The sequence below is a fragment of the Saccharopolyspora sp. NPDC003752 genome (assembly GCF_053605825.1).
In genome coordinates this window covers 12,919-35,837 of the sequence record NZ_JBSGJZ010000006.1, presented here as the reverse complement: position 1 = coordinate 35,837, position 22,919 = coordinate 12,919, and the positions used below count along the sequence as shown (strand labels likewise).

At 70.9% G+C, this 22,919-nt stretch carries 20 protein-coding genes and 1 tRNA gene; 10 read left to right on the top strand and 11 right to left on the bottom strand.

The features are described from left to right. Nucleotides 1-51: 51 nt before the first annotated feature. The 5 genes from ACWEV3_RS09770 to ACWEV3_RS09750 all read right to left on the bottom strand — a co-directional run bounded on the left by ACWEV3_RS09770 (nucleotide 52) and on the right by ACWEV3_RS09750 (nucleotide 4,542). Nucleotides 52-960 (bottom strand): S49 family peptidase, encoded by a 909-nt coding sequence (locus tag ACWEV3_RS09770; RefSeq protein WP_452613467.1) that lies wholly within the window; start codon nucleotides 958-960, stop codon nucleotides 52-54. A 9-nt stretch (nucleotides 961-969) separates the two neighbouring features. Next, nucleotides 970-2,232 (bottom strand): GAF domain-containing sensor histidine kinase, encoded by a 1,263-nt coding sequence (locus tag ACWEV3_RS09765; protein ID WP_452613705.1) that lies wholly within the window; start codon nucleotides 2,230-2,232, stop codon nucleotides 970-972. A gap of 158 nt (nucleotides 2,233-2,390) precedes the next feature. Continuing rightward, nucleotides 2,391-3,242: an Fpg/Nei family DNA glycosylase gene (locus tag ACWEV3_RS09760; RefSeq protein ID WP_452613466.1), complete on the bottom strand. Its 852-nt coding sequence runs from the start codon at nucleotides 3,240-3,242 to the stop codon at nucleotides 2,391-2,393. A gap of 78 nt (nucleotides 3,243-3,320) precedes the next feature. After that, nucleotides 3,321-3,758, bottom strand: coding sequence for a DUF983 domain-containing protein (locus ACWEV3_RS09755; protein WP_358568024.1), 438 nt, complete (start codon nucleotides 3,756-3,758; stop codon nucleotides 3,321-3,323). A gap of 184 nt (nucleotides 3,759-3,942) precedes the next feature. Further along, entirely contained in the window at nucleotides 3,943-4,542 is a 600-nt protein-coding gene (locus ACWEV3_RS09750; RefSeq protein ID WP_452613465.1) for an RNA polymerase sigma factor, read from the bottom strand. A 113-nt stretch (nucleotides 4,543-4,655) separates the two neighbouring features. On the opposite strand from ACWEV3_RS09750, the gene ACWEV3_RS09745 reads away from it, so the two are divergent. Beyond that, entirely contained in the window at nucleotides 4,656-5,066 is a 411-nt protein-coding gene (locus ACWEV3_RS09745) for a PPOX class F420-dependent oxidoreductase (protein ID WP_452613464.1), read from the top strand. Nucleotides 5,067-5,138: 72 nt separating this feature from the next. Further along, nucleotides 5,139-5,211 (top strand) — tRNA-Gly (locus ACWEV3_RS09740). 378 nt (nucleotides 5,212-5,589) lie between these two features. Here ACWEV3_RS09740 and ACWEV3_RS09735 read toward each other — a convergent pair. Beyond that, a complete protein-coding gene (locus ACWEV3_RS09735) occupies nucleotides 5,590-5,973 on the bottom strand; it encodes a winged helix-turn-helix transcriptional regulator (RefSeq protein ID WP_452613463.1) in 384 nt (127 codons plus the stop codon). A 73-nt stretch (nucleotides 5,974-6,046) separates the two neighbouring features. Between ACWEV3_RS09735 and ACWEV3_RS09730 the strand changes: the two genes are divergently transcribed. Then, nucleotides 6,047-6,973, top strand: coding sequence for an NADP-dependent oxidoreductase (locus ACWEV3_RS09730; RefSeq protein WP_452613462.1), 927 nt, complete (start codon nucleotides 6,047-6,049; stop codon nucleotides 6,971-6,973). A gap of 59 nt (nucleotides 6,974-7,032) precedes the next feature. On the opposite strand, the gene ACWEV3_RS09725 is transcribed toward ACWEV3_RS09730, so the two are convergent. After that, a complete protein-coding gene (locus ACWEV3_RS09725) occupies nucleotides 7,033-7,242 on the bottom strand; it encodes a dodecin (protein ID WP_358568033.1) in 210 nt (69 codons plus the stop codon). Nucleotides 7,243-7,506: 264 nt separating this feature from the next. Here ACWEV3_RS09725 and ACWEV3_RS09720 point away from each other — a divergent pair, with 264 nt between their 5' ends. Next, the gene (locus ACWEV3_RS09720) at nucleotides 7,507-8,553 is read left to right on the top strand and encodes an alpha-hydroxy acid oxidase (protein WP_452613461.1); all 1,047 of its coding nucleotides are present in this window, start codon (nucleotides 7,507-7,509) and stop codon (nucleotides 8,551-8,553) included. 66 nt (nucleotides 8,554-8,619) lie between these two features. Here ACWEV3_RS09720 and msrA read toward each other — a convergent pair whose 3' ends face one another. Both msrA and ACWEV3_RS09710 read right to left on the bottom strand, forming a co-directional pair. Continuing rightward, nucleotides 8,620-9,288 (bottom strand): peptide-methionine (S)-S-oxide reductase MsrA, encoded by a 669-nt coding sequence (gene msrA, locus ACWEV3_RS09715; protein WP_452613460.1) that lies wholly within the window; start codon nucleotides 9,286-9,288, stop codon nucleotides 8,620-8,622. Nucleotides 9,289-9,309: 21 nt separating this feature from the next. Beyond that, a complete protein-coding gene (locus tag ACWEV3_RS09710) occupies nucleotides 9,310-11,115 on the bottom strand; it encodes an acyltransferase family protein (protein ID WP_452613459.1) in 1,806 nt (601 codons plus the stop codon). Nucleotides 11,116-11,331: 216 nt separating this feature from the next. Between ACWEV3_RS09710 and ACWEV3_RS09705 the strand changes: the two genes are divergently transcribed. Further along, nucleotides 11,332-12,780 (top strand): hypothetical protein, encoded by a 1,449-nt coding sequence (locus ACWEV3_RS09705; protein WP_452613458.1) that lies wholly within the window; start codon nucleotides 11,332-11,334, stop codon nucleotides 12,778-12,780. 121 nt (nucleotides 12,781-12,901) lie between these two features. On the opposite strand, the gene ACWEV3_RS09700 is transcribed toward ACWEV3_RS09705, so the two are convergent. After that, a complete protein-coding gene (locus tag ACWEV3_RS09700; RefSeq protein ID WP_452613457.1) occupies nucleotides 12,902-16,144 on the bottom strand; it encodes a glycosyltransferase in 3,243 nt (1,080 codons plus the stop codon). Between the two features lie 229 nt (nucleotides 16,145-16,373). On the opposite strand from ACWEV3_RS09700, the gene ACWEV3_RS09695 reads away from it, so the two are divergent. Genes ACWEV3_RS09695 through ACWEV3_RS09685 form a run of 3 tightly spaced genes read left to right on the top strand, consistent with a single transcriptional unit; the run spans nucleotide 16,374 to nucleotide 18,749 of the window. Beyond that, nucleotides 16,374-16,622 carry a hypothetical protein gene (locus ACWEV3_RS09695; RefSeq protein WP_358568050.1) on the top strand — a complete coding sequence of 83 codons (249 nt, stop codon included), beginning with the start codon at nucleotides 16,374-16,376 and terminating at the stop codon, nucleotides 16,620-16,622. Further along, on the top strand, nucleotides 16,600-18,090 hold the full coding sequence (locus ACWEV3_RS09690) for a sensor histidine kinase (RefSeq protein ID WP_452613456.1): 1,491 nt from the start codon (nucleotides 16,600-16,602) through the stop codon (nucleotides 18,088-18,090). Before ACWEV3_RS09695 ends, ACWEV3_RS09690 begins: the two co-directional genes overlap by 23 nt. Continuing rightward, a complete protein-coding gene (locus tag ACWEV3_RS09685) occupies nucleotides 18,087-18,749 on the top strand; it encodes a response regulator transcription factor (RefSeq protein WP_452613455.1) in 663 nt (220 codons plus the stop codon). The genes ACWEV3_RS09690 and ACWEV3_RS09685 overlap by 4 nt, the downstream gene beginning before the upstream one ends. Before the next feature lie 102 nt (nucleotides 18,750-18,851). On the opposite strand, the gene ACWEV3_RS09680 is transcribed toward ACWEV3_RS09685, so the two are convergent. Continuing rightward, nucleotides 18,852-19,970, bottom strand: coding sequence for a baeRF11 domain-containing protein (locus ACWEV3_RS09680; RefSeq protein ID WP_452613454.1), 1,119 nt, complete (start codon nucleotides 19,968-19,970; stop codon nucleotides 18,852-18,854). Nucleotides 19,971-20,303: 333 nt separating this feature from the next. Between ACWEV3_RS09680 and ACWEV3_RS09675 the strand changes: the two genes are divergently transcribed. Both ACWEV3_RS09675 and ACWEV3_RS09670 read left to right on the top strand, forming a co-directional pair. Further along, complete coding sequence (locus ACWEV3_RS09675) at nucleotides 20,304-21,203, top strand: DMT family transporter (protein ID WP_452613453.1); 900 nt, start codon at nucleotides 20,304-20,306, stop codon at nucleotides 21,201-21,203. A 192-nt stretch (nucleotides 21,204-21,395) separates the two neighbouring features. Next, on the top strand, nucleotides 21,396-22,898 hold the full coding sequence (locus ACWEV3_RS09670; RefSeq protein WP_452613452.1) for an SLC13 family permease: 1,503 nt from the start codon (nucleotides 21,396-21,398) through the stop codon (nucleotides 22,896-22,898). Nucleotides 22,899-22,919: the final 21 nt, after the last annotated feature.

Below are 22,919 nucleotides of genomic sequence, written 5' to 3'. Positions count from 1 at the left end.
GCTTCAAATCATGGGAAGCTCGATCGAGCCGCTCGAAAACGGCTTTGATCCTCAGAGCCCGAAGCGGTTCCACATCGCGCGGTGCTCCAGCGCCTCCACCGCGGCGAGCACGGTGTCCGCTCCGCCGCTGCCGCCGAGCCGGACCGAGGACGACATGCCGAGCCGGGCCAGCAGCGGCTTCCGCGGCTCCACCGTCAGCAGGTGCGCGTCCGGGAACTTGTCCTTCACGATGCCCCGCAGGGTGCCCAAGCCGTCGACCAGCCCGAGCTCTTCGGCCTTCACGCCGGTCCAGATCTCGCCGGAGAACAGGTCGTCGTCGGCGCCGTCGAGCTTCTCGCCCCGGCGCTTGCGCACCCAGGCGCGGAACTGCTCGTGCAGCTCGTCTTGCAGGCCGCGCAGCCACTGCACGTCCTCGTCCTTCTCCGGGCTGAACGGGTCGAGCCGCACCTTGTGCGTTCCCGCGGTGTGCACCCGGCGCTCCACGCCGAGCTTCTCCAGCAGGCCGGTGAGCCCGAAGCCCGAGCTGACCACGCCGACCGAACCGACCAGCGACGTCGAGTGCGCGTAGATCTCGTCGGCCGCGCAGGCCAGCCAGTAGCCACCCGAGGCCGCGACGTCCTCGCAGAACGCCAGCACCGGCACCCGCTTCTCCTCGGCCAGGCCCCGGATCCGGTCCGCCACCAGCGCCGACTGGGTCGGCGATCCGCCCGGCGAGTTGATCGACAGCACCACGGCGCTGAGCCGGTCGTGCCCGAACGCGCGCGTCAGCGCGGATTCCACGTTCTGCAGCGAGATCGTCGGCCGGCTCATCGGCGATGCCGTCGGCGTGATGACGCCGTGCAGCTTCACCACGGCGACCACCGGGCCGCGCTCGGCGCGCTCGGCGAGCTTGCCCGGCAGCTTCGCGGACAGCTTCCCGGTCAACATGTCGGTGAACTTCTGCGGCGCCTTCTCGTTCATACCTCGACGTTACCGGCTGAGCTGCGGCCCGGCCGCCAACCCGACGCTCGGCTCGTCGATCGACTGCGGCGGCACCGGCCGCACGCCCGGCGCGAACTTCGGCACCCGCATGATGACCTTCATGCCCGCGCCCTTCTCCGTCTCCACGACCAGCCCGTAGTCGTTGCCGAAGGTGGCCCGCATCCGGTTGTTGATGTTGCCGAGGCCGACGTGCGCGCCGGTCAGGTGCGCGTTGGCCAGCTCCGCGTCGAGCAGCTCCGGATCCATCCCGATGCCGTCGTCGTCCACGCTGATCAGCGCCTCGGTGCCGTTGTCCTCGGCGATCACCGACACCGTGCCGCCGCCGGGCTTGGTCGCCAGGCCGTGCCGGACGGCGTTCTCCACCAGCGGTTGCAGCGCCAGGAACGGCACCACCACCGGCAGCACCTCCGGGGCGATCTTGAGCTGCACGTTCAGCCGGTCCGGGCCGAAGCGGGCGCTCTCCAGCGTGAGGTAGCGGTCGATGTTGCGGATCTCGTCGGCCAGCGTGGTGTAGAGCCCGCTGGTGCGGAACGAGTAGCGGGTGAAGTCGGCGAACTCCTGCAGCAGGTCGCGCGCGTGCTCCGGGTCGGTGCGGATCAGCGAGCCGATGGTGTTCAGCGCGTTGTAGATGAAGTGCGGCGAGATCTGCGCCCGCAGCGCCCGCACCTCGGCCTTGGCCAGCCGCTCCTTGGACTCCTGCAGCTCGGCCAGTTCCAGCTGGGTCGACACGTGGTTGGCGACCTCGGCGGCCGCGCGCAGCAGCCGCTTGCGGTCGCCGCCGGCGATGACGGTCAGCGCGCCGCGGTTCTCGCCCTCGACCTCCAGCGGCACCACCACGGCGTGCCGCATCGGGCAGGGCCGGTGGTCGCAGGTCACGTCGCCGTGGTCGAGGAACTCGCGCTTGCCGGTGCGCAGGACCTGCTCGATCTTGGTCCGCAGGTCGGCGTAGTGGTAGTTCGCCTCGCCGTCCCAGCTCAGCAGCGTGCCGTCGGCGTCGACGATGCCGACGGCGACGCACGCCAGCAGCTCGCGCAGGTGCGGCGCGGTCTTGTCGGCGGATTCCTGGGTGAGCCCGGCCCGCAGGTGCGGGGCCGCACTGGTCACCCGGTGCAGCGCCGCCAGCGTGGCGTCCTCCACCGACGTGCTCACCCGGCGCGCCCGGCACAGCAGTACGAACATGCCGAGCACGGCGAGTGCGGCGAGCGTGGTCAGGACCGACCGCTCAGTCAACATCTCGGGCACAACATCAATCTTCACGCCCGCCACGCTTGGAATCAAGACGGCTACGCTCAGTGCACCGTTTCCATCGGTAAGCGGTACCTTACTATTCCGTTCAGCGGGAATGATGCGTCCAACCAGCGGCAACGGCCTGTGCACAACCGGCCGATCTGTCCACAGGCTGTGGACAACTACTTCAGCAGACGGGACAACCGGCGGTCCGCGAGCGGCTTGCCACCGGTCTGGCAGGTCGGGCAGTACTGCATCGACCGGTCCGCGAAGGACACCTCCCGGACCGCGTCACCGCACACCGGGCACGGCAATCCGGTGCGCGCGTGCACCCGCATCCCCGACCGCTTCTCCGCCTTCAGCCGCGCCGCGTCCTGCTTCAGCGAACGCGCCACGGCGTCCTGCAGGATCTCCTGCATGCTGCCGTGCAGCCGCTCGACCGCGGCGGCGTCGAGCTTGCCCGCCGTCGCGAACGGCGACAGCTTCGCGGCGTGCAGGATCTCGTCGGAGTAGGCGTTGCCGATCCCGGCCAGCGCCGACTGGTCGGTGAGCAGCGTCTTGATCCGCTCGGTGCGCCCCGCCAAGACCTCGGTCAGCCCGGCCAGATCCAGACCCAGCGCATCCGGACCCAGCTTCGCGATCCCCGGCACCTCCGCCGGCGACGCGACGACCCACGCCGCCAGCTTCTTCTGGGTGCCGGCCTCGGTCAGGTCGAAACCCGCGCCGCCCAGGTGCACCCGCAGCGCGATCGGCCCCCTGCCGGGCTTCGGCGGCGCCGGGGACAGGTTGTCCGACCAGCGCAGCCAGCCGGCCCGCGCCAGGTGGCAGACCAGGTGCAGCCCGCCGCAGTCGAGATCCAGGTACTTGCCGTGCCGCACCGCGTCGGTGACGGCACGACCGTGCAGCTCGGTCCACGGCGGGCTCGCCGTCTTCAGCACGCTCATCGACGCGACGTCGACGCGCTCGACGGTCCGGCCCACGGCGTTGTCACGGAGGTGCTGGGCCAACGCCTCCACCTCGGGAAGTTCCGGCACCGGTCCAGTGTGCAGACAGAACCCGCGAAAAGCAGTTCGTTCGAGAACTCATCTCGCGTGGCGGTGCGGGTGGCGGGACTACTCGACGGGCTGCAGGCTGCCGTTCATGTCCGGCTCGGCGTACAGCTCGATGTGCCGGGACACCGACGAAACCTCCTGGCGCACGTCGACGAAGCCGCGCACCACGCCCACCCAGGTCTCCGGCGGGTTCTCGTCGTGGTCACCCGGGGTGGCGGCGGTGACCGTCCACGGGCGCCGCAGCACCCAGCGGACCGGGAAGAACAGCACGGCCGCGATCAGCAGCAAGATCAACCAGCTCGGCACGTACACCTCGTCCGGCGTCCACACCACGAACATCACGACCAGGAACAGGAACACCGCGCCCATCAGGATCGCCGGCGCCGAGCCCCCGTTCACGTCGTGCTCGAACTCGTCCGCCGCGATCGGGTTGGACCACTCCAGGTTCGCCTTGATGGTCCACTCACGGCCGTCGGAACCCCGCACCACCCGGTTCATCGTCGCCTCCCCGCCCACCCGGGCTGGTCGCTTCGGAACATCGTCTCGCCACTCGAATCCCGTCGGTCACCGAGCGTGAAGCAACGGTACCGCGTACGTCATGGGCCCGACGGGTGATAGTCGTCCCCGAACCAGGCCCATTGTCGATCATGAGCGGCGTCCGGCCAACCCCGGACGCGACCGATCAACCGCGGCGCGAACACCCCGCAGCCCGGCGGCCGGACACCGCGGCCGCCTCCTCGTAGGCCTCCCGCAACCCGCGCCGCGCCCGGTGCGCCAGCACCGCCGTCGCATTCGGCGTCAGCCCCAGCTGATCGGCCAGGCTGGCGGGCCGATGCCCCTCCACCTCGGTCCGCCACAGGACCTCGCGCCAGCGCGCCGGCAACCGGTGGAACGCGCGGGCCAGCAACTCGCCCTCGGCTTGCACGAACTGGTGATCGCGCTGCCGCGGCGCGTGCTCGCCCAGCTCGTCGGCATTCATCGGCTCGTCCCGGCGAGCGGCCGCCCACTCCCCCAGCACCCGGCGCACCACCGTGAACAGGTAGGTGCGGATCGCATCCCGCGGCCCGCAGCCGCCCCGAACCGCGCGCAATGTGCGCAAGAACACCTCGGCGACAACGTCGTCGACGTCGATCCCGGGCCGCGGCATGCTCAACGCGAACCGCCGCACCGCAGGCGCATACCGCCGGTACAGATCGCCGTAGGCGAGATCATCGCCCGCCCGCAACCGCGCCAGCAGCACCCGGTCATCCGGCTGCGGACCCCCGGCGACATCCTCACGCATCCCCATGAACTCCCCCCAACGAACAGCCGCGGCGAATACCGCGCGACCAGCGCGATCGCTACCGTGGACCCCCAAGGCCACGGCTGTCACCAGGCACCGCACGGGAGGTCGGAGTGGATCTCGACGAAGCCCGCGAAGTGATCGGCAACCAGCACCGCGCCGTGCTCAGCACGCTCCGCGCCGACGGCACACCCCAGATGACACCGGTGCTGACCACCACGGACAGCGCCGGACACGTCACCGTCAGCACTGTCGCTGGCGCCGCCAAAGTGCGCAACCTGCGCCGCGACCCGCGCGCCTGGCTGTGCGTCCTGCCCGACCAGTTCTTCGGCCGCTGGATCCAGGTCGAAGGCACCGTCGAGATCGTCGGGCTTCCGGCCGCCCTCCCCCTCCTGGAGGAGTACTACCGCAGCATCTCCGGCGAACACCAGGACTGGGCCGCCTACCGCCGGACCATGCAGGAGGAACACCGCGTCCTCCTGCGCATCACCCCGACCCGCGCGATCAGCTCTCCGAGCGGTTGAGGGACCCCCGGTGAACGGGCTTGAAACGATGGGCTAAAGTAGTCGTCAACAGCCCAACAGGGCGCTGAATACGCGGATGTAGCGCAGCTGGTAGCGCATCACCTTGCCAAGGTGAGGGTCGCGGGTTCGAGTCCCGTCATCCGCTCGGAGCTGGGAGCCGTGTGTCGACTTCGTTCGACCTCGGCTCCTCGTCATTTCATTGGGGGGATCGAATCCCCCCAAAACCCCCTGCGGTGCGGTGATCCGGGTTCGCTTGCTCCTTGCGTGGGGTGGTGTTCCCGGCCTGGTCAGAGACCAGCTTCTCTTGCCTCGCTTCGCTGCGGCCGCCTTCATCTCAGCCTTCGCATCAGGATCGCCTTGGCACCGGGGGTGCCTCTTGGGGTCTTCGCAGGCTCGGGGAAATCGGGCGGATATGTCCTGATCAGCAAGAAGGACTCGCCGTTCGCGCGGCGCGCAGCACCGTGTGGAGCATTTCGTCGTTGGCTGGGACTGGGGTTCTGGGTGGCTTCGATGAAAGCGGGCCTCAGCCCTTGCTGGCGACCGGCCCTAGACCGGCGTCGAGCGCGTCGAGGACCGCTTCGCCGTTCGTCTTCGCCCACTCGGTCAGCACGTGGATCGGCTCGATCAGTGTCACCCCGAGTGGGGTGAGCTCGTACTCGACGCGGGGCGGCGCCTCGGCGTAGGCGTGGCGGCGGACGAGTCCGTGCGACTCGAGCCGACGCAGCGTCTGGGTGAGCACCTTGCGAGAGATGCCGCCGCCGATCAGCTCGACCAACTCGCCATGGCGTACCGGGCCTTTGCTGAGGCCGGAGAGCGCGACCACCGTCCACTTGTCGGCGATCAGTTCGACCGCCAGACGCGCCGGGCAGTCGGCGAGGAAGGAACCACCGGGACCGAACTCGCTCATGGCGCCGAAGGGTACCTGCTGGTTCCTATCGGAAACCTAATCTTGGGTTCTCCCACCCAGAGCCAGGAGAGTCATGCGAGTCATCACCCAGCAGACGTTCGGAGGTCCCGAGGTGCTCACCATCGTGGACGCACCCGATCCCCGACCACTTCCGACCGAGGTCCTGGTCCGCGTCAAAGCGATCGGGCTGAACCCGCTGGAGGCGCGTCTGCGCGCCGGCGAATTCCCGCTGCTCGGCCAGCCGCCGTTCATTCTCGGCTGGGACATCAGCGGTGTGGTCGAGGCGGCGCAGACGTGGCGGTTGCGGCCCGGCGACGAGGTGTTCGGGATGCCGCTGTTCCCGCGGGCGGCCAACGCGTACGCCGAGTTCGTGTCGGCGCCGGCGTTGCACCTGGCTCGCAAGCCGGCGTCGCTCTCGCACGTCGAGGCTTCGGCGTTGCCGGTCGTCGGGCTGACGGCGTGGCAGGGCCTCGTCGACCTCGGCGGTGTGACCGAGGGCGACCGCGTCCTGGTCCACGGCGGTGGTGGCGGGGTCGGCCACGTCGCGATTCAGATCGCGAAATCTCTCGGCGCGCACGTGATCGCGACCGCCAGCGGGAGCAAGCGGGAGTTCGTCGAGGGGTTCGGCGCCGACGAGGTGATCGACTACACGGCGGTCGACTTCACGGAGGCGGTCAGCGACATCGATGTGGTGCTCGACACGCTCGGCGGCGACACCGTCGAGCGCTCGCTCGACGTGCTCCGCCCCGGAGGTCACCTGGTAACAGCGGTCGCCGAGGAGGATTCGGAGCTCGCCGCCAAGTACGAGGCGGCCGGCATGCGCTTCAGCGGCATCGCGGTCGACCCCGATCCGGTCGCCCTGCGCCGTCTCGTCGAACTCGTCGAGCAGGGCAGCCTCCGGGTCCACGTGCACGAGACGTTCCCGTTCGAGCGCGTCGCCGACGCGCACCGGCTGCTTGAAGGCGGACACCTCCGGGGCAAGCTCGTCCTCACCGTCTGATCCCCAGTGCGTTCGGCCCGTGCTGCGGAGACCCGTCTTGCTTTGCTTTGGGGCTTCTTTCAGGTTTCGAGGCGGAACCCTATTTTCAGGGTTACCTGGTAATGGGCCAGTTCGTTGTTCTCCACGTGGCCTCTCACGTTCGTCACCTCGAACCAGTCCACGTTTCTCAGCGTTTGTGATGCTCTTTTCACCGCTTTTCTTATTGCGTCGTCCACTCCCTCTTTCGAGGAGCCCACTACTTCGGTTACTCGGTACACGTGGTCCGTCATGGGTCGATGGTTGGGGTCGGCGCTGTCGTTCGCAAGCCGATGTTGTCCTGGTCAGTCGGCCTCCGGCCGTGTCGGTGGTGACGTGCTGGTTCGCCTGCCTTCGGCCGTGGGGTGGGTTTCCCGGTCTTCTCCTCGGGGTTCGTTCTGGGTTTTGGTTGTCCGGGTCGGGTTTTTCGTTCGGCAAGCAGCTGAATGGACCTTTTTGGGGTGAGGGGTGGGGGTCATCATGGTTTCGTCGGTTTCGGTGGGAGGAAGGTCGTTGCGATGGCGGAGGAACCACCTGCGCCTTTCACCCCTGCTGGCGAAGAGGCCGCCGCTCGGGCGGTGCTCAGCTCGCCCACCTGGGCTTTCGTCTTCGGGGCAGCCGGGGCTGAGGAGACCTCGAAGGTCGCCAACCGGCGGGCTTGGGACCGCGTCTTCCTCGAACACCGGTTGCCCGCCGACGTTTCTCGCCGGTCCAGCGGTTCCGTCGTGTTCGGGGTTGCTTCGGAGGCTCCGATCGCCGTTGCTCCGATGGGGATCCCCGCTCAGGTTTGGCCGCACGGGGATCTGGAGATCGCCGCCGCTTGCGCCGAGGCCGGGATTCCCGTCGCCGTGTCGACCATGGCTTCTGCCCGGATCGAGGACATCGCCAAGTCCGGGGCGCGCTGCGCTTTTCAGCTCTACTGGTTGCGGGACGCCGCTCTGCGGCGGCAGTTGGTCGCGCGCGCCGAGGACGCCGGGTGCGTCGCGCTGCTGATCACCGTGGACGCTCCTGTTCGGCGGGGCTCAGAGCGGGAGCGGCTCGTCGGCTACCGGCCCGGGGCCGACGTCGAACCCGTCATGGCCGGTAGCGCCGAGATCGATCCCTCGCTGAGCTGGCCGGACATCGAAGAGCTCATCGCTTCGACGCGGTTGCCGGTGTACGTCAAGGGAATCCTGTCGGCCGAGGGCGCGCAGCGGGCCCAGGCCGCCGGCGCGGCCGGGGTGGTCGTGTCCAACCACGGCGGGCGGCAACTGGAGTGCGCGCTGCCGACCGCGTTGGCCCTGCCGCGCGTGAACCGCGCGCTGCACGCGACCGACCGCGGCTTCGACGTGGTGGTCGACAGCGGCATCACGACCGGCACCGATGTGGTCCGGGCGCTGGCGCTGGGCGCGTCGTCGGTGCTGATCGGGCGCCAGGTCCTCTACGGCCTGGCCCGCGGCGGAATGCAAGGGGTCCTGAGCGTCCTGCGCCGGATAACGGCGGAGTTCGCCCAAACCCTGATGATGACGGGCTGCGCGACCCCGGCCGAGGCCACCAACCTCCACCCGCACGTCCTCGACGCCTGATCCGAGTTCGTGACGGCGTTCCGGACCTGCGCGGGTTCTCGCCGGTCCGGAACTCGTCGGCCTTGATCAGCTCTCGGTCGGGACGTTGAGGCCGATCGGGCAGGAGACTCCCGTGCCCCCCAGGCCGCAGTAGCCGTTGGGGTTCTTCGCGTCGCTCAGGTACTGCTGGTGGTAGGTCTCCGCGTAGTAGAAGTCCTTGAGCGGGGCGATTTCCGTGGTGATCTCGCCGAGGCCCGCCGCCGTCAGGGCCTCCTGGAACGCCGCCGCGCTGGCTTCTGCTTCCGCCTTCTGGGCCTCGTCCGCGTAGTAGATCGCCGAGCGGTACTGGGTGCCGATGTCGTTGCCCTGGCGCATGCCCTGCGTCGGGTCGTGGTTCTCCCAGAAGACCTTCAGGACCTGCTGGTAGCTGATCGCCGCCGGGTCGAACACCACCAGGACCGCCTCGGTGTGGCCGGTCAGGCCCGAGCACACCTCTTCGTACGTCGGGTTGGGCGTGAAGCCGCCGGCGTAGCCGACCGCCGTCGACCACACGCCGTCGGTCCGCCAGAAGGTTCGCTCCGCGCCCCAGAAGCAGCCCATGCCGACCACCGCGGTGGCGTAGCCCTCCGGGAACGGCGGCACGATCCGGCGGTCCGGGAACACCGCGTGCTCCGCCGCCACCGGGAGCGGGGTGGACCGGCCCGGCAGGGCCTCGGCCGGGTCGATCAGCCTGGTCTTGTCACCGAAAAGCGCCATGCATCCGAGGGTACGCGGTGCTCACTGACCGTCCTGCCGCTTGGGATACGGCCGGACCGGCCGGGTTTCCTCCGCCGGGGCGGGCGGCGGCTCGGGGCGGGCATGCCGGCCGCCGGCGCGGCGGACCGGCGGCCGGGCCGGCGGAGGCCCGGAGTCCAGATCCCCGGACAACCGCTTGGCCAGCACCGATTCGTCCGGCGGCGGCGCGGGCAGGCGGGCCGGCCGTTGCTCCGCCGAGCGGCGGGTGCGCGCGGGCGGCAGCGGGGTGCCGTTCATCGGCAGGCCGTTGAGCCGGGCGCGCGGCGGGCCGTCCGGTCGGGGTTGGCCGTCCGGTCTGGGCGCGCCGTCGATCCGCGTACCGCTCGGCGGAGTGCCGGGGCGCGGCCTGTCGACGCCGTTCGGAGCGCCTCCCGGGCGCGGGGCGTCGCTCGGCGGTCCGGCTGGGCGCGGGGTGCCGCTGCCCGGACGTGCGGCATCGCCCGGGGATCCGGCGGGGCGCGGAGTGCCGCCGGGTGGGGTGCTCGGCCGCGAGGCACCGCTCGCGGGCCGGCCTCCCGGGCGGCCGGGGCGGGCGCGGGGCGGCTCCGGGCCGGGCGCCGGTGGGCGCGGCAGCGGGCGGCGCTTCGTCGTCGCCTCGTGCGCGGGCGTGACCGCCTCCGGCTCCTCCGGTTCCAGGTCGTCCAGGTCTTCCGGGTCCTCCTCGTCGAGGTCTTCGAGATCGTCCTCGACCGGCTCGGGTTCCTCCTTCTTCGGCGCCGGTGTGAAGTAGTGGCGCAGCTTCAACGTCGGCTCTTCGACGAACTTCCAGGACAGCGTGCCGATGAAGTAGGCCAGCGGGGCGGCGCAGATCAGCATCAGCCACTGGTTGTGGATCCCGGCCATCGCCAGCAGCTGCTGGATCGGGAATCCCCACACGTACACGCCGTAGCTGCCGTTGACCCACACCCCCGGCACCGTCAGCCGCGACGGCCAGAAGTGCCCGGCCACGACCACCGCGTAGCTGACCGCGAAGGTCATCCAGAACGAGCCGGTGATGCTGTTGGGCATCAGCACCAGCACCGCCAGCCCGGCGCCGGCCGCCAAGGGCGACAGCGGGATCCGGTACAGGTTGAGCAGCACGCCGAAGGCGAACGCGACCAGGAACGCCACCAGCGACTCGACCGGCACGCTGAAGAACGAGCCCGCCGACTCCGAACCCGGCAGCTGCTCCAGGTGCCGGTCCCACGCGATCAGCCCGATCAGCGCCACCGCCATCACCCAGCGGTAGCGGTGCTTCGCGGCGCCGACCAGAAGCAGCGCGTAGAGGCCCGCGTAGGCGATCAGCTCCATCGGCAGCGTCCACAGCGACCCGTTGACCGCGTTCGGCCACGGGTTGTCCACGAACACGCCCGGCAGCTCGTGCTTCAGCGTGAGCAGGCCGGCGTTGTTGACGACGTAACCCCAGGTGCCGTTGGCCGCGAAGTACTCGCCGACGGACAGGGTCGTGATCATCGGGCCGACGATCAGCGCCATGGCGAACGAGACCGTGAGCATGGGCGGCCACAGGCGCAGGACCCGCTTCGCGGCGAACCTGCCCGGATGGGGGTCCCGGACCCAACTCTCCGTGATCTGGAAGCCGCTCATCGCGAAGAAGCCCATGAGGACGCCCTCGTCGGGCTGCAACGGCCAGTCCGACGGGAACAGGTCGCCCGTTCCGGCCAGTGGTGAACTGTGCCCGTAGATCACCACGAGCGCGCCGATCATGCGGATCCAGGCGAACCCGTGGTGCGGCTCGGCGAACCACTCGGGGCGAGCGTGGACGACCCGCGCGTCATCCACCCAGATCACCCCATCAAGTCATGTCCCCGGCCGCCGAAGTCAACGCTGCGTAGCCTAGCCCGCGACCTGAGGGTTGTGGACCCATTACCTCTTCGCGACCCGGTCGGGCCAGACCACGCCTCGGATCGTTATCCGGCCGGTGCCCCGCGTTCCCCCTTGCGGGTGCCAGAATGGCGGTCGATCGCAATGGGGGCGTTCGAGCGAATTCTGGGAAAGGGCGCATCGGTGACCTGGCAAGACGAGCTGCAAAATCTCGACGCCGAACTCGCGGCGGGGCGGATCTCCGCCGAGGAGTACCGCCAGCGGCGCGACGCCGTGCTAGGTCGGGCCCAGAACGGGCAGGGCGGACCCTCGTCCGGCGGGTTCCCGCAGCAGGACCCGTCCTCCGGCGGATTCCCCCAGCAGCAGCCGCAGGCCGGACCGCAGTCCGGGGGCTTCCCCCAGCAGCAGCCGCAGACGGGACCGTCCTCCGGCGGATTCCCCCAGCAGGACCCGCAGGCCGGACCGCAGTCCGGCGGATTCCCCCAGCAGACGGGGCCGTCCTCGGGTGGGTTCCCGCAGCAGCAGCCGCAACAGCAGCAGTCCAGCCCGTTCCCCCCGGCGTTCAGCTGGGGAGACGCCGCCCAGTCCGCTTCTCAGCAGCAGCAACAGCCGCCGCAGCAGCAGGGCGGGGCGCCGAGCGAGGCCACGCAGGTCGTGCCCAACCCGCTCGCGCAGCAGCAGGCCCAGCAACAGCAGGCCCAGCCGCAGCAGGCTCAGCCGCAGCAGCCTCAGCAGCAGCAGCCTCAGCAGCAGGCGCCGCCGCAGTCTGACTCCGAGAGCACCCAGGTGGTCAGCCTCAGCCAGCAGCCGCAGTGGGGTCCGCCGCAGCCGCAGTGGGGCCCGCAGCAGGGCTGGGGTCCCGTCGAGAGCACCGGTACGCCATGGGGCGACGACCTGCCGGGGACGCCGGAGCACGGCGACGCGTCGTGGATGCGGCAGGGCCCCGAGGTGTTCGAGACGGCGAGCAAGCCCGGCAAGGGCAAGCTGATCGCCGGGCTGTCCATCGGCGGTGTGCTGCTGGTCGGCTTGATCGTCGCCGGGATCTTCTACTTCACCTCCGGCGGCGGGACCACGCCGACCGAGACGACCGCCGCTCCGCCGCCACCGCCCCCGGTGCAGACCCAGGAGCTGCCCGCGCCGCCGCCGGCGCACCCGAATCCCCCGGCCAGCCCGCAGGAGGTGCTGGTCGCCGCGCCCGGCCCGGCGCACCCGTGGTCCGGGCCGCTCGACCTGCCGAGCCTGCAGGGCGCCAAGGCCGGTCTGCTGCAGCCGAAGGCGGTGCTCGACTCCGCGATCCAGCGCGGGCTGATCGACGGCTGGTTCAACGGCGCCGAGGGCACCCCGAGGACGACGATGCTCGCGCTGCAGCTGCCCGACGCGAACGCCGCCAAGCAGGTGGTGGACCAGTACCTGAGCGCCCAGCAGGGTCTGTCCGAAGTGGACGACCTATCGTACCAGGGCGTCAAGGTGGTGAACGCCGGCGGCGTCTACCGCACCGCCTACGTCGCGCACAACTGGGCGATCATCATGGACGTCACCGGCCCGTCGGACCAGAAGTCGGCGGTCCAGCAGTCCTTCAAGTCGACCCTCGACCAGCAGGTCAACCACCTGCCCCCGACGGTCCGCGACTGACCTCACCCGCCGTCCCCCGCAATTTCAATGGAAATCGAACCTCTGATTTCCATTGAAATTGCGGGGGTTCGGCGTGTCTGGGCCCGACACACCGGGGTGTGTCGGGCCCAGCCCTGTCGGGTCAGGCCTCGTAGTCGGTGGTGTCGAGGAGGCCTTCGAGGGCCGCGCGGGAGACGTCCGGGCCGAACTGGGCCGCGATGCCCTTCTTGCCAGCCTCCGACATCCGCCGCCAGGCGTCGTCGTCGGTGAGCAGCCGGACCGCCGCCTCCGCGAGCCCCGCCGCGTCGTCGGCGACCAGCACGTCCTCGCCGTTCGTCAGGTGCATGCCCTCGGTCGCCACCGACGTGCCGACCACCGGCACCCCGAGGCTGAGGCTCTCGCCGACCTTGCCCTTGACGCCGGCGCCGAACCGCAGCGGTGCGAGGGTCACGCGGCTCGCCGCGTACTGCGGCTCCAGCTCCGCGACCCAGCCGTGCACCTGCACGCCGCGCCCGGCCAGCTCGCGGACCTCGTCGGTCGGGTTGCTGCCGACGACGTGCAGCACCGCGTCCGGGCACTTCTCCCGCACCAGCGGCATGATCTCGGACGCCGCCCAGCGCACCGCGTCGATGTTCGGCGGGTGGTCGAAGCTGCCGACGAACAGCAGGTCCTTGCGCCCCTCCGGCTTCGCCGGGCTCCAGTCGACCTCGTGCACGTTGGACAGCACCCGCACGTCGGCATCCGGCACCAGCTCGCGCAGCAGCACCTGCTCCGCCTCGGACACCACCAGCGTGACGTCGCAGGATCGGGTCAGCCCGAGCTCCATCTGCCGCGATGCGAAGGCCTTGCGCCGCAACGCTTCCGCCCGCGCCGCATCGCCCTGCTGCTCGGCGACCTCGGCCTGCCGCTCCAACCGGAGGAAGTGCACGTCGACGGTGTCGTAGGCGATCACGGCCTGCGGCGCGCAGGTGCGCAGCTCCTCGACGAGGCTCCACGCGACCTGCGGGCGGGACAGCAGGGCCAGCGAGATCTCCGAGCCCGCCTCGTGCAGGAACGCCTGCTGCAGCTCGGGTTCCGGCAGCACCGTGACGCCGAGCTGCTGCAGCTGCGTGGTGTAGGGCTCCAGGCGCGCGTGGTTGCCGGGGAAGAACACCACCCGGCAGCCGAGCTGGACGAACTGCTCCAGCACCCGGCGGATCCGCACCGAGCCGGAGTCGAAGTCCGGGCGCGGCACCTGGTGGTCCTTGACCAGCACGATCGGCCCGTGGTGGCCGCGGGTGCCGCGCTGCCGGGCGAGCCAGAGGTTGCGCGGCGAGGCTTCCGGCAGGTGTTCGGCGGCGAGCGTGTCGGCCCACTTCTCCACGAACACCTTGCGGTTGAGCTCCTGGTGCTTCTTCACGCCGGTGCTGAGGTCGGTGCCGTTGGACACGCCCTCGTGGTGCACGACGACGGCCTTCGGCTGCACCACGGTGCGGTAGCCGGCCGCGCGCACCGCGAACGCCAGGTCGGTGTCCTCGTAGTAGGCGGGCGCGTACCGGGTGTCGAAGCCGCCGACCTGCCGGAACACCTCGGTGCGAACCAGGATCGCCGCACCGGAGCAGTAGTCGACGTCGCGCACGACGTCGAACTCGGCGCCGCCGTTGGTGGTGTTGCGGCCGTAGTTCCAGCCGTTGCCGTCGGCCCACACGATGCCGCCGCACTCCTGCAGCCGGCCGTCCGGGTAGACCAGCTTGGCGCCGACCAGCCCGATGCGTTCGTCGCCGCGGATGGTGTCCATCAGGATGTCCAGCCAGGACTCGGTGACCTCGGCGTCGTTGTTCAGGAAGAACAGGTACTCGCCGCGCGCGTGCTCGGCGCCGAGGTTGCAGGCGCCGATGAACCCGAGGTTCCGCTCGGCGCGCACCAGCCGGACGCCCTCGCAGGCGGCGAGCTTCTCGGCGCTGTCGTCCGGCGAGGCGTCGTCGACGACGATCACCTCGAACGGCACGGACACCAGGTGCCCGCCGAGGAACCGCAGGCACTGCCGGGTGTAGGGCCACTTTCCGTGCACCGGCACGATCACGCTGACCAGCGGTTTGTCGCTGTGCGGCACCGGCAGCGGCCCAGTCTCGACGACGTCGCCGGCCTGCGGCACGCCGGGCTTGCGCCCGAGCGCGATCTCGTACGCGTCGCGCCGCGCGGTGCCGCGCGGCGCTACGCGCTCGATGACCTTCCGGTACTTCGTCACCGCGCGCTGCACCAGCGCGGAGTTCTGCGCCGCGAGCTCCGCGTTCGCGGCTCCGAGCTCCGCCGCTTGCCGCTCGGCGTCCGCTACGCGTCCTTCGAGCCGCGCGACGGTGTCGCGCAGCCACTCGATGCGCGCCGCGTCGCGCTCCGCGCTCTGCTGGCTCTCCTGCAGCTCGCCGCCGATGCGATCCAGCTCGGCTCGCAGCCGCGCCTGCTCGCGGACGCCCTGGTCGGCGCGCCGCTCTTCCTTCTTGCGCAGCTCTTCGAGCCGCGTTATCGAGTTCTTGAGCTCTTCGGCCTCGGCGCGGTTGCGCTGGTAGAGCTCGTTGAGCTTGGCGACGTCCGCGACCGCCACGTCGCGTTGTTCGATGATCGGCGCGACGTCGCCGCCGCGGCGGATCAGGGTGAGGTCGGCGTCGGTCAGCAGCGCCGCGGCGGGCAGTTTCGGCAGGTGCTTGTCGGAGGCGATGCCGAGCAGGTAGGTGTGCGGCACGCCCTGCCGGACCGACCACTCGCCGTCGCGGCCCTGGATGGTCTGCAGCCGGACGCCCTCGATCGCGGTGTCCGGGTCGCCGTGGTCGGCGGGGGTGAGCAGCGATCCGACGGTGACGTTCTGCTTCAGCACCGCCACGTGCCGGAACGCGTCCTCCAGCAGCTTCTCGTACTGGTCCGCGGTGAGTTCCTTGACGTGGTACGGGTTTTCGTTGCCGTGCTCGTGCGAGTAGACCGCCGTGTCCGGGGTGCTGCTCAGGAACAGTCCACCTTGGACGAGCCGGGACCTGACCAGGGCCAGCACCGCGTCGTGGTCTTCGACGTGCTCGATCGCCTCGAAGCAGACGATCACGTCGAAGGGCTTGGCGTCGGCGAGCAGCTCGGGGTCGGTGATCGAGCCGACCTCGAAGCTGACGTCGCGGCCGCCGTAGTTGTGCCGGGCGTGCTCGACCGTCGCCGGGTCGACGTCCACGCCGACCACCTCGGCGCCTTCGGCGGCCAGCAGCGCCGCGCCGTAGCCCTCGCCGCAGGCGAGGTCGAGCACCCGCTTGCCGCGCACGAAGCGGGCCGCGAGCGCGTAGCGGTGGTAGTGCTCGTAGATGACTTGGACGTCATCGGTCCACGGCACGCAGCGCTCGCCGGTCCAGTCGATCAGCCGCTTGTCCATCCGGTCCCTTACGACGTGATTGAGTCCCACAGCAGGCTAGCGCCCCGATCGGGTAACTCGTCGCCGGTTCGGCCATCGCGACGCATCCGGCAGTTTCAATTGAAACTGGGCACCTGCGTGTGAAACTGGGCACCCGCGTGCGGTTTCAATTGAAACTGCGGGCCGGGAGATGAAAAACCTCTCATCTTGTTTTCATGCCCGGCTCCCGGCGGGCGGCGAGAGTGGTGCCATGAGGTCGGTTCCCAAGGCGGTTCTGCTGATCGCGGCGTTAGCGCTGCCGATCGCCGCCGTGCTGGTGAGCTTCGCGCTCACCGACGGGCCGCGCACCCCGCAGGTGCCGGCCACCGTGCAGGTCGGCAGCTCACCGGGCCCCGAACCCAGTCGGCCGGCGCCACCGGCCTCGACGGTCGTGCCTACCGAGCTCCCGCCGCCGGCCCCCGACGACGATGACGACGATGACGACCACGACGACGACTGAGCCCACCCCGACCAGGTCGTTCGCCAAGCTCCCCGGCCGCCGCGGCACCCGCGTCCCGGCGCGCGCGCAGATCATGGGCTGGCTGCTGCTGGTGCTGGTCGTGGTGCTGCTGGCGGTGATCCTGATCGTCCGCTCGTTCCTGCACAACGACGTGAACGACCAGGTGACCGCGTCGATGGAGCAGGAGGCGCACGAGTTCGTCACGTTCGCCGAGCGGGGCCGCGACCCTGCCACCGGGCAGCTGTTCACCGCGCCGGAACAGCTGTTCAACTCCTACCTGTCGCGCCAGTACCCGGACCGCGACGAGGCCCTGATCGGGGTGTGGGAGACGCCGACCGGCCTGCGGCCGCTGTCCCAGGAGCAGGACGACGAGATCGACCGGTTCGCCAAGGACCAGGCGTTGCTGCATCAGATCGTGGCCGCCCCGAACAGCTACGGCTGGCTCGACACGCCCGCCGGGCGGATGCAGTGGCTCAAGGTGCGGACCGAGTCCGAGCAGGGCGGCCCGGCCTGGTTCGTGGTCGAGCGCTACACCGCGTCCGCGATGGCCGACGCCGACCGGACCGTGCAGGTGCTGCTGCTGGTCAGCGGCCTCGGCGTGGTGATCGCGGCGCTGTCGTCGTGGGTGGTGGCCGGGCTGATCCTGGCGCCGGTGCGGGCCGTGCGGCAGGCCGCGGCCGAGATCAGCGAGCACGACCTGACCAGGCGCATCCCGGTCGAAGGCCGGGACGACATCGCCGCGCTGGCCGACCAGTTCAACGCGATGCTCGACCGGCTGGAGGACGCCTTCCGCATCCAGCGCCAGTTCGTCGACGACGCCGGGCACGAGCTGCGGACGCCGATCACGATCGTGCGCGGCAACCTTGAGCTGCTCGGCGACGACCCGGCGGAGCGGGAAGAAGTGGTGCGGCTGTGCACCGACGAGCTGGACCGGATGACCCGCATCGTCAACGACCTGCTGATGCTGGCCAAGGCCGACCGGCCCGACTTCGTCACCGCGGCGCCGGTCTCGCTGGCCGAGCTGACCAGCGACATCGAGGCGAAGGTGCGGTCGCTGGCGGACCGCCGCTGGGTGCTCGACGACATCGGCGAGGGCGAGGTGCTGGTCGACGAGCAGCGGATCACCCAGGCGATGGTGCAGCTGGCGCAGAACGCCGTGCAGCACACCGAGCCGGGTTCGGAGATCCGCATCGGTTCCTCCCTCGCCGACGGCGCGGTGCGGCTGTGGGTGACCGACCACGGCCCGGGCATCGATCCGGCCGAGGTGTCGAAGATCTTCGACCGCTTCACCCACGGCAGCAGCCACGGCAAGGGCGGCGCCGGGCTCGGGCTGGCGATCGTCAAGGCCATCGCGGACGCGCACCACGGGCGGGTGCGGGTCGTGTCGCGGCCCGGCGAAGGCGCCACCTTCGCCCTGGAACTGCCCGCCGCCCCACCCCACAACGCGACCGAGGAGACCACTGCATGAGCAAGATCCTGATCGCCGAGGACGAGGCGCGGATCGCGGCGTTCATCGAGAAGGGACTGCGGGCCAACGGCTTCACCACCACCGTCGTCGGCGACGGCGACGCCGCCCAGGACTACCTGCTGACCGGCGACTTCGACCTGGTGGTGCTCGATCTGGGGCTGCCCGGCAAGGACGGCTTCTCGGTGCTGCGGGCGGTGCGGGCCCAGCACGTGACCGTGCCGGTGATCATCCTGACCGCGCGGGACGGCGTGCACGACACGGTCGCCGGGCTGGAGGGCGGCGCGGACGACTACATGACCAAGCCGTTCCGGTTCGAGGAGCTGCTGGCGCGGGTGCGGCTGCGGCTGGGGCCGGTCGACCGGGTCCCGGAGATCACGGTGCTGCGCGACGGCGAGCTCTCGCTGGACCTGCGCACACGGCGCGCGCAGGTGCCGGAGGGCACGGTCGACCTGACGGCGCGCGAGTTCGCGATGCTGGAGCTGTTCCTGCGGCACTCCGGGCAGGTGCTCTCCCGCGAGCAGATCCTGTCGCACGTGTGGGGCTACGACTTCGACCCGGGTTCCAACGTCGTGGACGTCTACGTGCGGGCGCTGCGCCGCAAGATCGGCACCGAACGGATCAGCACCGTCCGCGGCATGGGCTACCGGCTGGGCGCCTGAAGCCCGGCGGCGGCGTTTTCGCGCGAAACCGCCGTTCCGCGTGAGGGGCGGTGCCGGTTTCGCGCGAAAGCGGCGCGCACCGAAGCCGGGGCGAGGCTCAGGTCAGGGGGCGTAGCGGAGGATCGCCGCGGTCGCGCCGCCTCCCGGGATGTCCTCGCTGCGCAGCGCCATGACCCGGCCGCCGGTGAGCCAGACGCGGCGGGCTATCTCGTCCACCACGCCGTAGGACACCGCGTCGTCGGCCTGCTCGAACGTCACCGCACCCGCCTCGTCGATGAAGCCCGGGACCACGTCGTCGATGTCCACGAACACCGTGTCGACCGCGCCCATCGTCGCGTGCCGGGCCACGTCCGCGATGTCCGTGACCGCCCGGCCCTGGCCGGTGCGCTGCTCGAACAGCTCGCGCAGCTCGCGCAGCCGGTCGGCGTGCAGGTCGTCGAGGACCTCGCGCGTCGCCGACGCCAGCTCGCGGTCGCTGCTCTCCTCCGGGTTTCCGGTCAGGCCGACCGAGGCGAGCTCCGAGGCGGTGCTGACCGACCGGAAGATGCTCGCCAGCGGCTCGGTCGCCGCCAGGACCAGCGGCACGTCGCCGCGCAGCACCGGCCGCAGCGCCCGGTCGACCTGGCGGGAGAACTGGCCCATCCGGACCTTCGGGCCCTCACCGCCCTGGAACCGGCGGCGCGGCAGGCGGTCGGTGACCGACTCCTTGCCCACCGAACTCGCCAGGTCCGCGGGCATCCCCGGCACGTCGACGACGACCGGATCCATCTCGGGCACGACCTCCAGCAGCCGCACCGAGTTCTGCGCGAGCGCCAGCAGCAGCGCGGTCTGCGGGAAGGTGATCGAGCGCAGCAGCGGCTTGAGGTGGAACCGGTCGGACACCTCGACCACCGCGTTCAGCCGGTTGGGCAGCCGGAAGGTGGTCAGCGAGGTCGGCGTGGCGAACAGCGCGAGGCTGCGGGCCTGGAAGCGCCAGAACTCCTCGTCCTCGGCCAGGTCGGCCAGCTGGCCGCTGATGCCGGCCACGTCCTCCTTGGCGGCGCCCGCCCGGCGGAGCTGGTCGGTCGCCTGCCCGGCGAGGTTCTTCAGCTCGATGCGCTCGGCATCGCCACCGGAGGCCGGACTGGTCGGCAGGTACAGCGAGACGCTGATCGGTTCGCGCGCGGTCAGCAGCGCATCGACCTGCGCCCGCGTCGGGATGTCGGTGTGCAAGATCGCCATCGGTGCCCTCCCCAGGCGGAACGTCCGGCACCGGCGACGCTACCGAGGTCCCGGCGAACCGGCAGGGCGACGGAGCTCACCCCGCTTCGCCCGTTCCGACGGGCCCCTACCTGCGGTTAAGGTGATCGGCGTGAACTCGCACTGGCACCGCGTTCTGCCGCCCCCGTCCCGCTGACGGGCGGCGAACCTCCAACACCCCGAAGGCGCAGTTTCAATTGAAACTGCCAGGTCCGGGTCCTCCCACGCAGTTTCAATTGAAACTGCACGCAACCACCGGGGTTGACGCGCGCCCGTTCGACGAGTCCTGACGGTTCGCGAACGGAAGAGTTCACCTTGACTGATCAACTGCTCATCGCACCCGCTCCTGCCCGCAGCTTCGTCGCCGGCCCGCTGCCGGTGCTGCTCGCGGCGTTCCTGTGGGGCACCACGGGAACGGCCGCCAGCTTCGCCCCGGCCGCCGCGAGCCCGCTGTCGATCGGCGCCGCCACCATGGGCGTCGGCGGCGTGCTGCTGCTCGTGATCGCGGGGCGGTCCGCGTTCGACGTGCTGCGGTCCGGCAGGACCGGGCTGCTGCTCGTGGGCGCCCTGGCCGTGGCGGTCTACCCGCTGGCGTTCTACTCGTCGATGGCACTCGCCGGGGTCGCCATCGGCACCGTCATCACGCTCGGCTCGGCGCCCGTGTTCGCCGCGATCCTGGAACGCGTCGTCGACGGCGTCCGGCTGGATCGCCGGTGGGCGCTGGCCGCCGCGGTTTCGGTGCTGGGCCTGCTGCTGATCACCGTCGGCGGCGAGAGCGGCGTCGGCGCGGACGTCATCGTGGGTGCCCTGCTCGGCCTGCTCGGCGGCGCCGCATACGTCGCTTACTCGTGGGCGGCCGCGCGGATGATGCGCGGCGGCCACGGCTCGCGCGCGGTGATGGGCGCGATGTTCGGTGCGGGCGCCGTCGTGCTGCTGCCCGTGCTGGCGTTCACCGGCGGTCCGCTGCTGAGCTCCCCGTCCGGGCTGCTGGTGGCGGGCTACCTCGCGGTGATCCCGATGGGCCTGGCGTACCTGCTGTTCGGGGCCGGGCTGCGCCGCACGTCGGCCAGCGTCGCGACGACGCTGAGCCTGCTGGAGCCGGTGGTGGCGGCGCTGTTGAGCGTGCTCGTCGTCGGGGAACGGCTGGGCATCGCGGCGTGGTTCGGCGTCGCGCTGATCGGCGTCGGGTTGGTGCTGGTCAGCACGCGCCGCTGAGAACCTGTGCACAGCTGTGGATAACTTTCTCCACAGCTGTGCACAAACCGGTCGCTCAACCAGGTGTTTTCGCAGCTGAGCGACCTGTTGACAAAGTTGTCCACAGGGCTGTGGACAACTGCGCGGCAAAGATGAAGTGCTCCTCATGGGCGGTTCACGCGCGGTTCAGCCGCAGGACAGATCGTTTGTGGCGTGAACAGCCACGAGGACACCACGCGGGTGGTGCGCACCGAGTTCGCCACGAGCCCGGTGCGCACCACCCGCGTGGCGTCCGACCCGAGCGCCGGGCGCGGCTGGGCCGTCGGGATCACCCTCGGCGCGCTCGGCCTGCTCGGGCTGATGGCGGTGCTGACCGCGCCGGAGGACGCCGGGGCCGACCAGCTCGGCCGGTCCGGGCTGATCACCATCCTGGTGTTCGCCGCCGCCGTGGCCGGCTGGATGAGCAACCGGCTCGACGACACCTTCGTCGCGCTGTCCGCGGCGGCCGTGCTGGTGGTGCTGGGCGCGCTGGACGCCGAGGAGCTGTTCGAGTCGCTCGGCGCGGACCAGATCTGGCTGCTGGTGGCGGCGTTCGTGCTGGCCGCCGGGATCAACCGGACCGGCCTGCCCGCCAGGCTGGCGATCGCGCTGGTCGGCCGCGCCCGAGCGGCGCGCGGCCTGGTGCACCTGATCACCGCGGGCCTGGTGATCACCGCGCTGCTGGTGCCGAGTACGAGCGGGCGCGCGGCGCTGGTGCTGCCCATCTTCCTCGCGCTGGCGGACGCGTTCGCGCACCAGCCGCGCCTGGTCCGGGCCCTCGTCGTGCTGTTCCCGACCGTCGTGCTGCTATCGGCGATCGCGACGCTGGTCGGCGCCGGGGCGCACCTGATCACCAGCCAGGTCCTGGACAGCACGATCGGCACGGGCATCGGCTTCGGCCAGTGGCTGCTGTGGGGACTGCCGTTCGCCGTGGTCAGCTCGCACCTGGCCGCTGAGCTGGTGCTGCTGCTGTTCACCGGCCGCGCGGAGCGCCGGGCGCGGCTGCGGGTCGACGCCGCCGCGCTGCGCGAGCAGCTCGACGTGCCGCCGCAGATGCGACGCACCGAGATCCGCGCCATCGGCCTGCTCGGCACCGTCGTGCTGCTCTGGAGCACCGAGCCGCTGCACGGCCTGTCGCCCGCGCTGATCGCGCTGGCCGGGGCGCTGCTGATCGCCTCGCCGCGGTTCGGGACGGTGCGCATCGGTGCCGCGATCTCCGAAATTCCCTGGTCGCTGCTGCTCTTCATGGCCGCCACCACGGCGCTCGGCGCGGCGCTGACCGAGTCCGGGGCCGCCGGTTGGGTCGCCGCGAACGCGCTCGTCGGCGACAGCACCGGCGCCGTGCTGATCGCCGTCGTCGCGTTGAGCGTCGCCGCGCACCTGCTGGTGCAGTCGCGGTCGGCGCGGTCGGCGGTGCTGATCCCGCTGATCGTGCCCGCCGCCTTCGCGGTCGGCATGAACCCGGTCGCGCTGGCCTTCGCCTCGACCGCGGCGGCGGGTTTCTGCCACACGCTGCCGTCCTCGGCCAAGCCGGTCGCGATGTTCGCCCGGCTCGACCACGCCTGCACCCCGCGCGACCTGCTCAAGCTGTCCGCCCTGCTCGGCCCCGTGCTGGGCGCGCTCGTCGTGCTGTTCGCCCTGTTCGTCTGGCCGGCTCTCGGCCTGCCGCTCACCTGACAAGTCCACAGTGGAGGAGAA

Excerpts from the sequence above, each read along its gene's own strand:
- ACWEV3_RS09770 (WP_452613467.1), bottom strand. The coding sequence starts at position 960 with ATGAACGAGAAGGCGCCGCAGAAGTTCACCGACATGTTGACCGGGAAG.
- ACWEV3_RS09755 (WP_358568024.1), bottom strand. The coding sequence starts at position 3,758 with ATGAACCGGGTGGTGCGGGGTTCCGACGGCCGTGAGTGGACCATCAAG.
- ACWEV3_RS09750 (WP_452613465.1), bottom strand. The coding sequence starts at position 4,542 with ATGCGTGAGGATGTCGCCGGGGGTCCGCAGCCGGATGACCGGGTGCTG.
- ACWEV3_RS09735 (WP_452613463.1), bottom strand. The coding sequence starts at position 5,973 with ATGAGCGAGTTCGGTCCCGGTGGTTCCTTCCTCGCCGACTGCCCGGCG.
- ACWEV3_RS09730 (WP_452613462.1), top strand. The coding sequence starts at position 6,047 with ATGCGAGTCATCACCCAGCAGACGTTCGGAGGTCCCGAGGTGCTCACC.
- ACWEV3_RS09725 (WP_358568033.1), bottom strand. The coding sequence starts at position 7,242 with ATGACGGACCACGTGTACCGAGTAACCGAAGTAGTGGGCTCCTCGAAA.
- ACWEV3_RS09720 (WP_452613461.1), top strand. The coding sequence starts at position 7,507 with ATGGCGGAGGAACCACCTGCGCCTTTCACCCCTGCTGGCGAAGAGGCC.
- msrA (WP_452613460.1), bottom strand. The coding sequence starts at position 9,288 with ATGGCGCTTTTCGGTGACAAGACCAGGCTGATCGACCCGGCCGAGGCC.
- ACWEV3_RS09700 (WP_452613457.1), bottom strand. The coding sequence starts at position 16,144 with ATGGACAAGCGGCTGATCGACTGGACCGGCGAGCGCTGCGTGCCGTGG.
- ACWEV3_RS09695 (WP_358568050.1), top strand. The coding sequence starts at position 16,374 with ATGAGGTCGGTTCCCAAGGCGGTTCTGCTGATCGCGGCGTTAGCGCTG.
- ACWEV3_RS09690 (WP_452613456.1), top strand. The coding sequence starts at position 16,600 with ATGACGACCACGACGACGACTGAGCCCACCCCGACCAGGTCGTTCGCC.
- ACWEV3_RS09685 (WP_452613455.1), top strand. The coding sequence starts at position 18,087 with ATGAGCAAGATCCTGATCGCCGAGGACGAGGCGCGGATCGCGGCGTTC.
- ACWEV3_RS09680 (WP_452613454.1), bottom strand. The coding sequence starts at position 19,970 with ATGGCGATCTTGCACACCGACATCCCGACGCGGGCGCAGGTCGATGCG.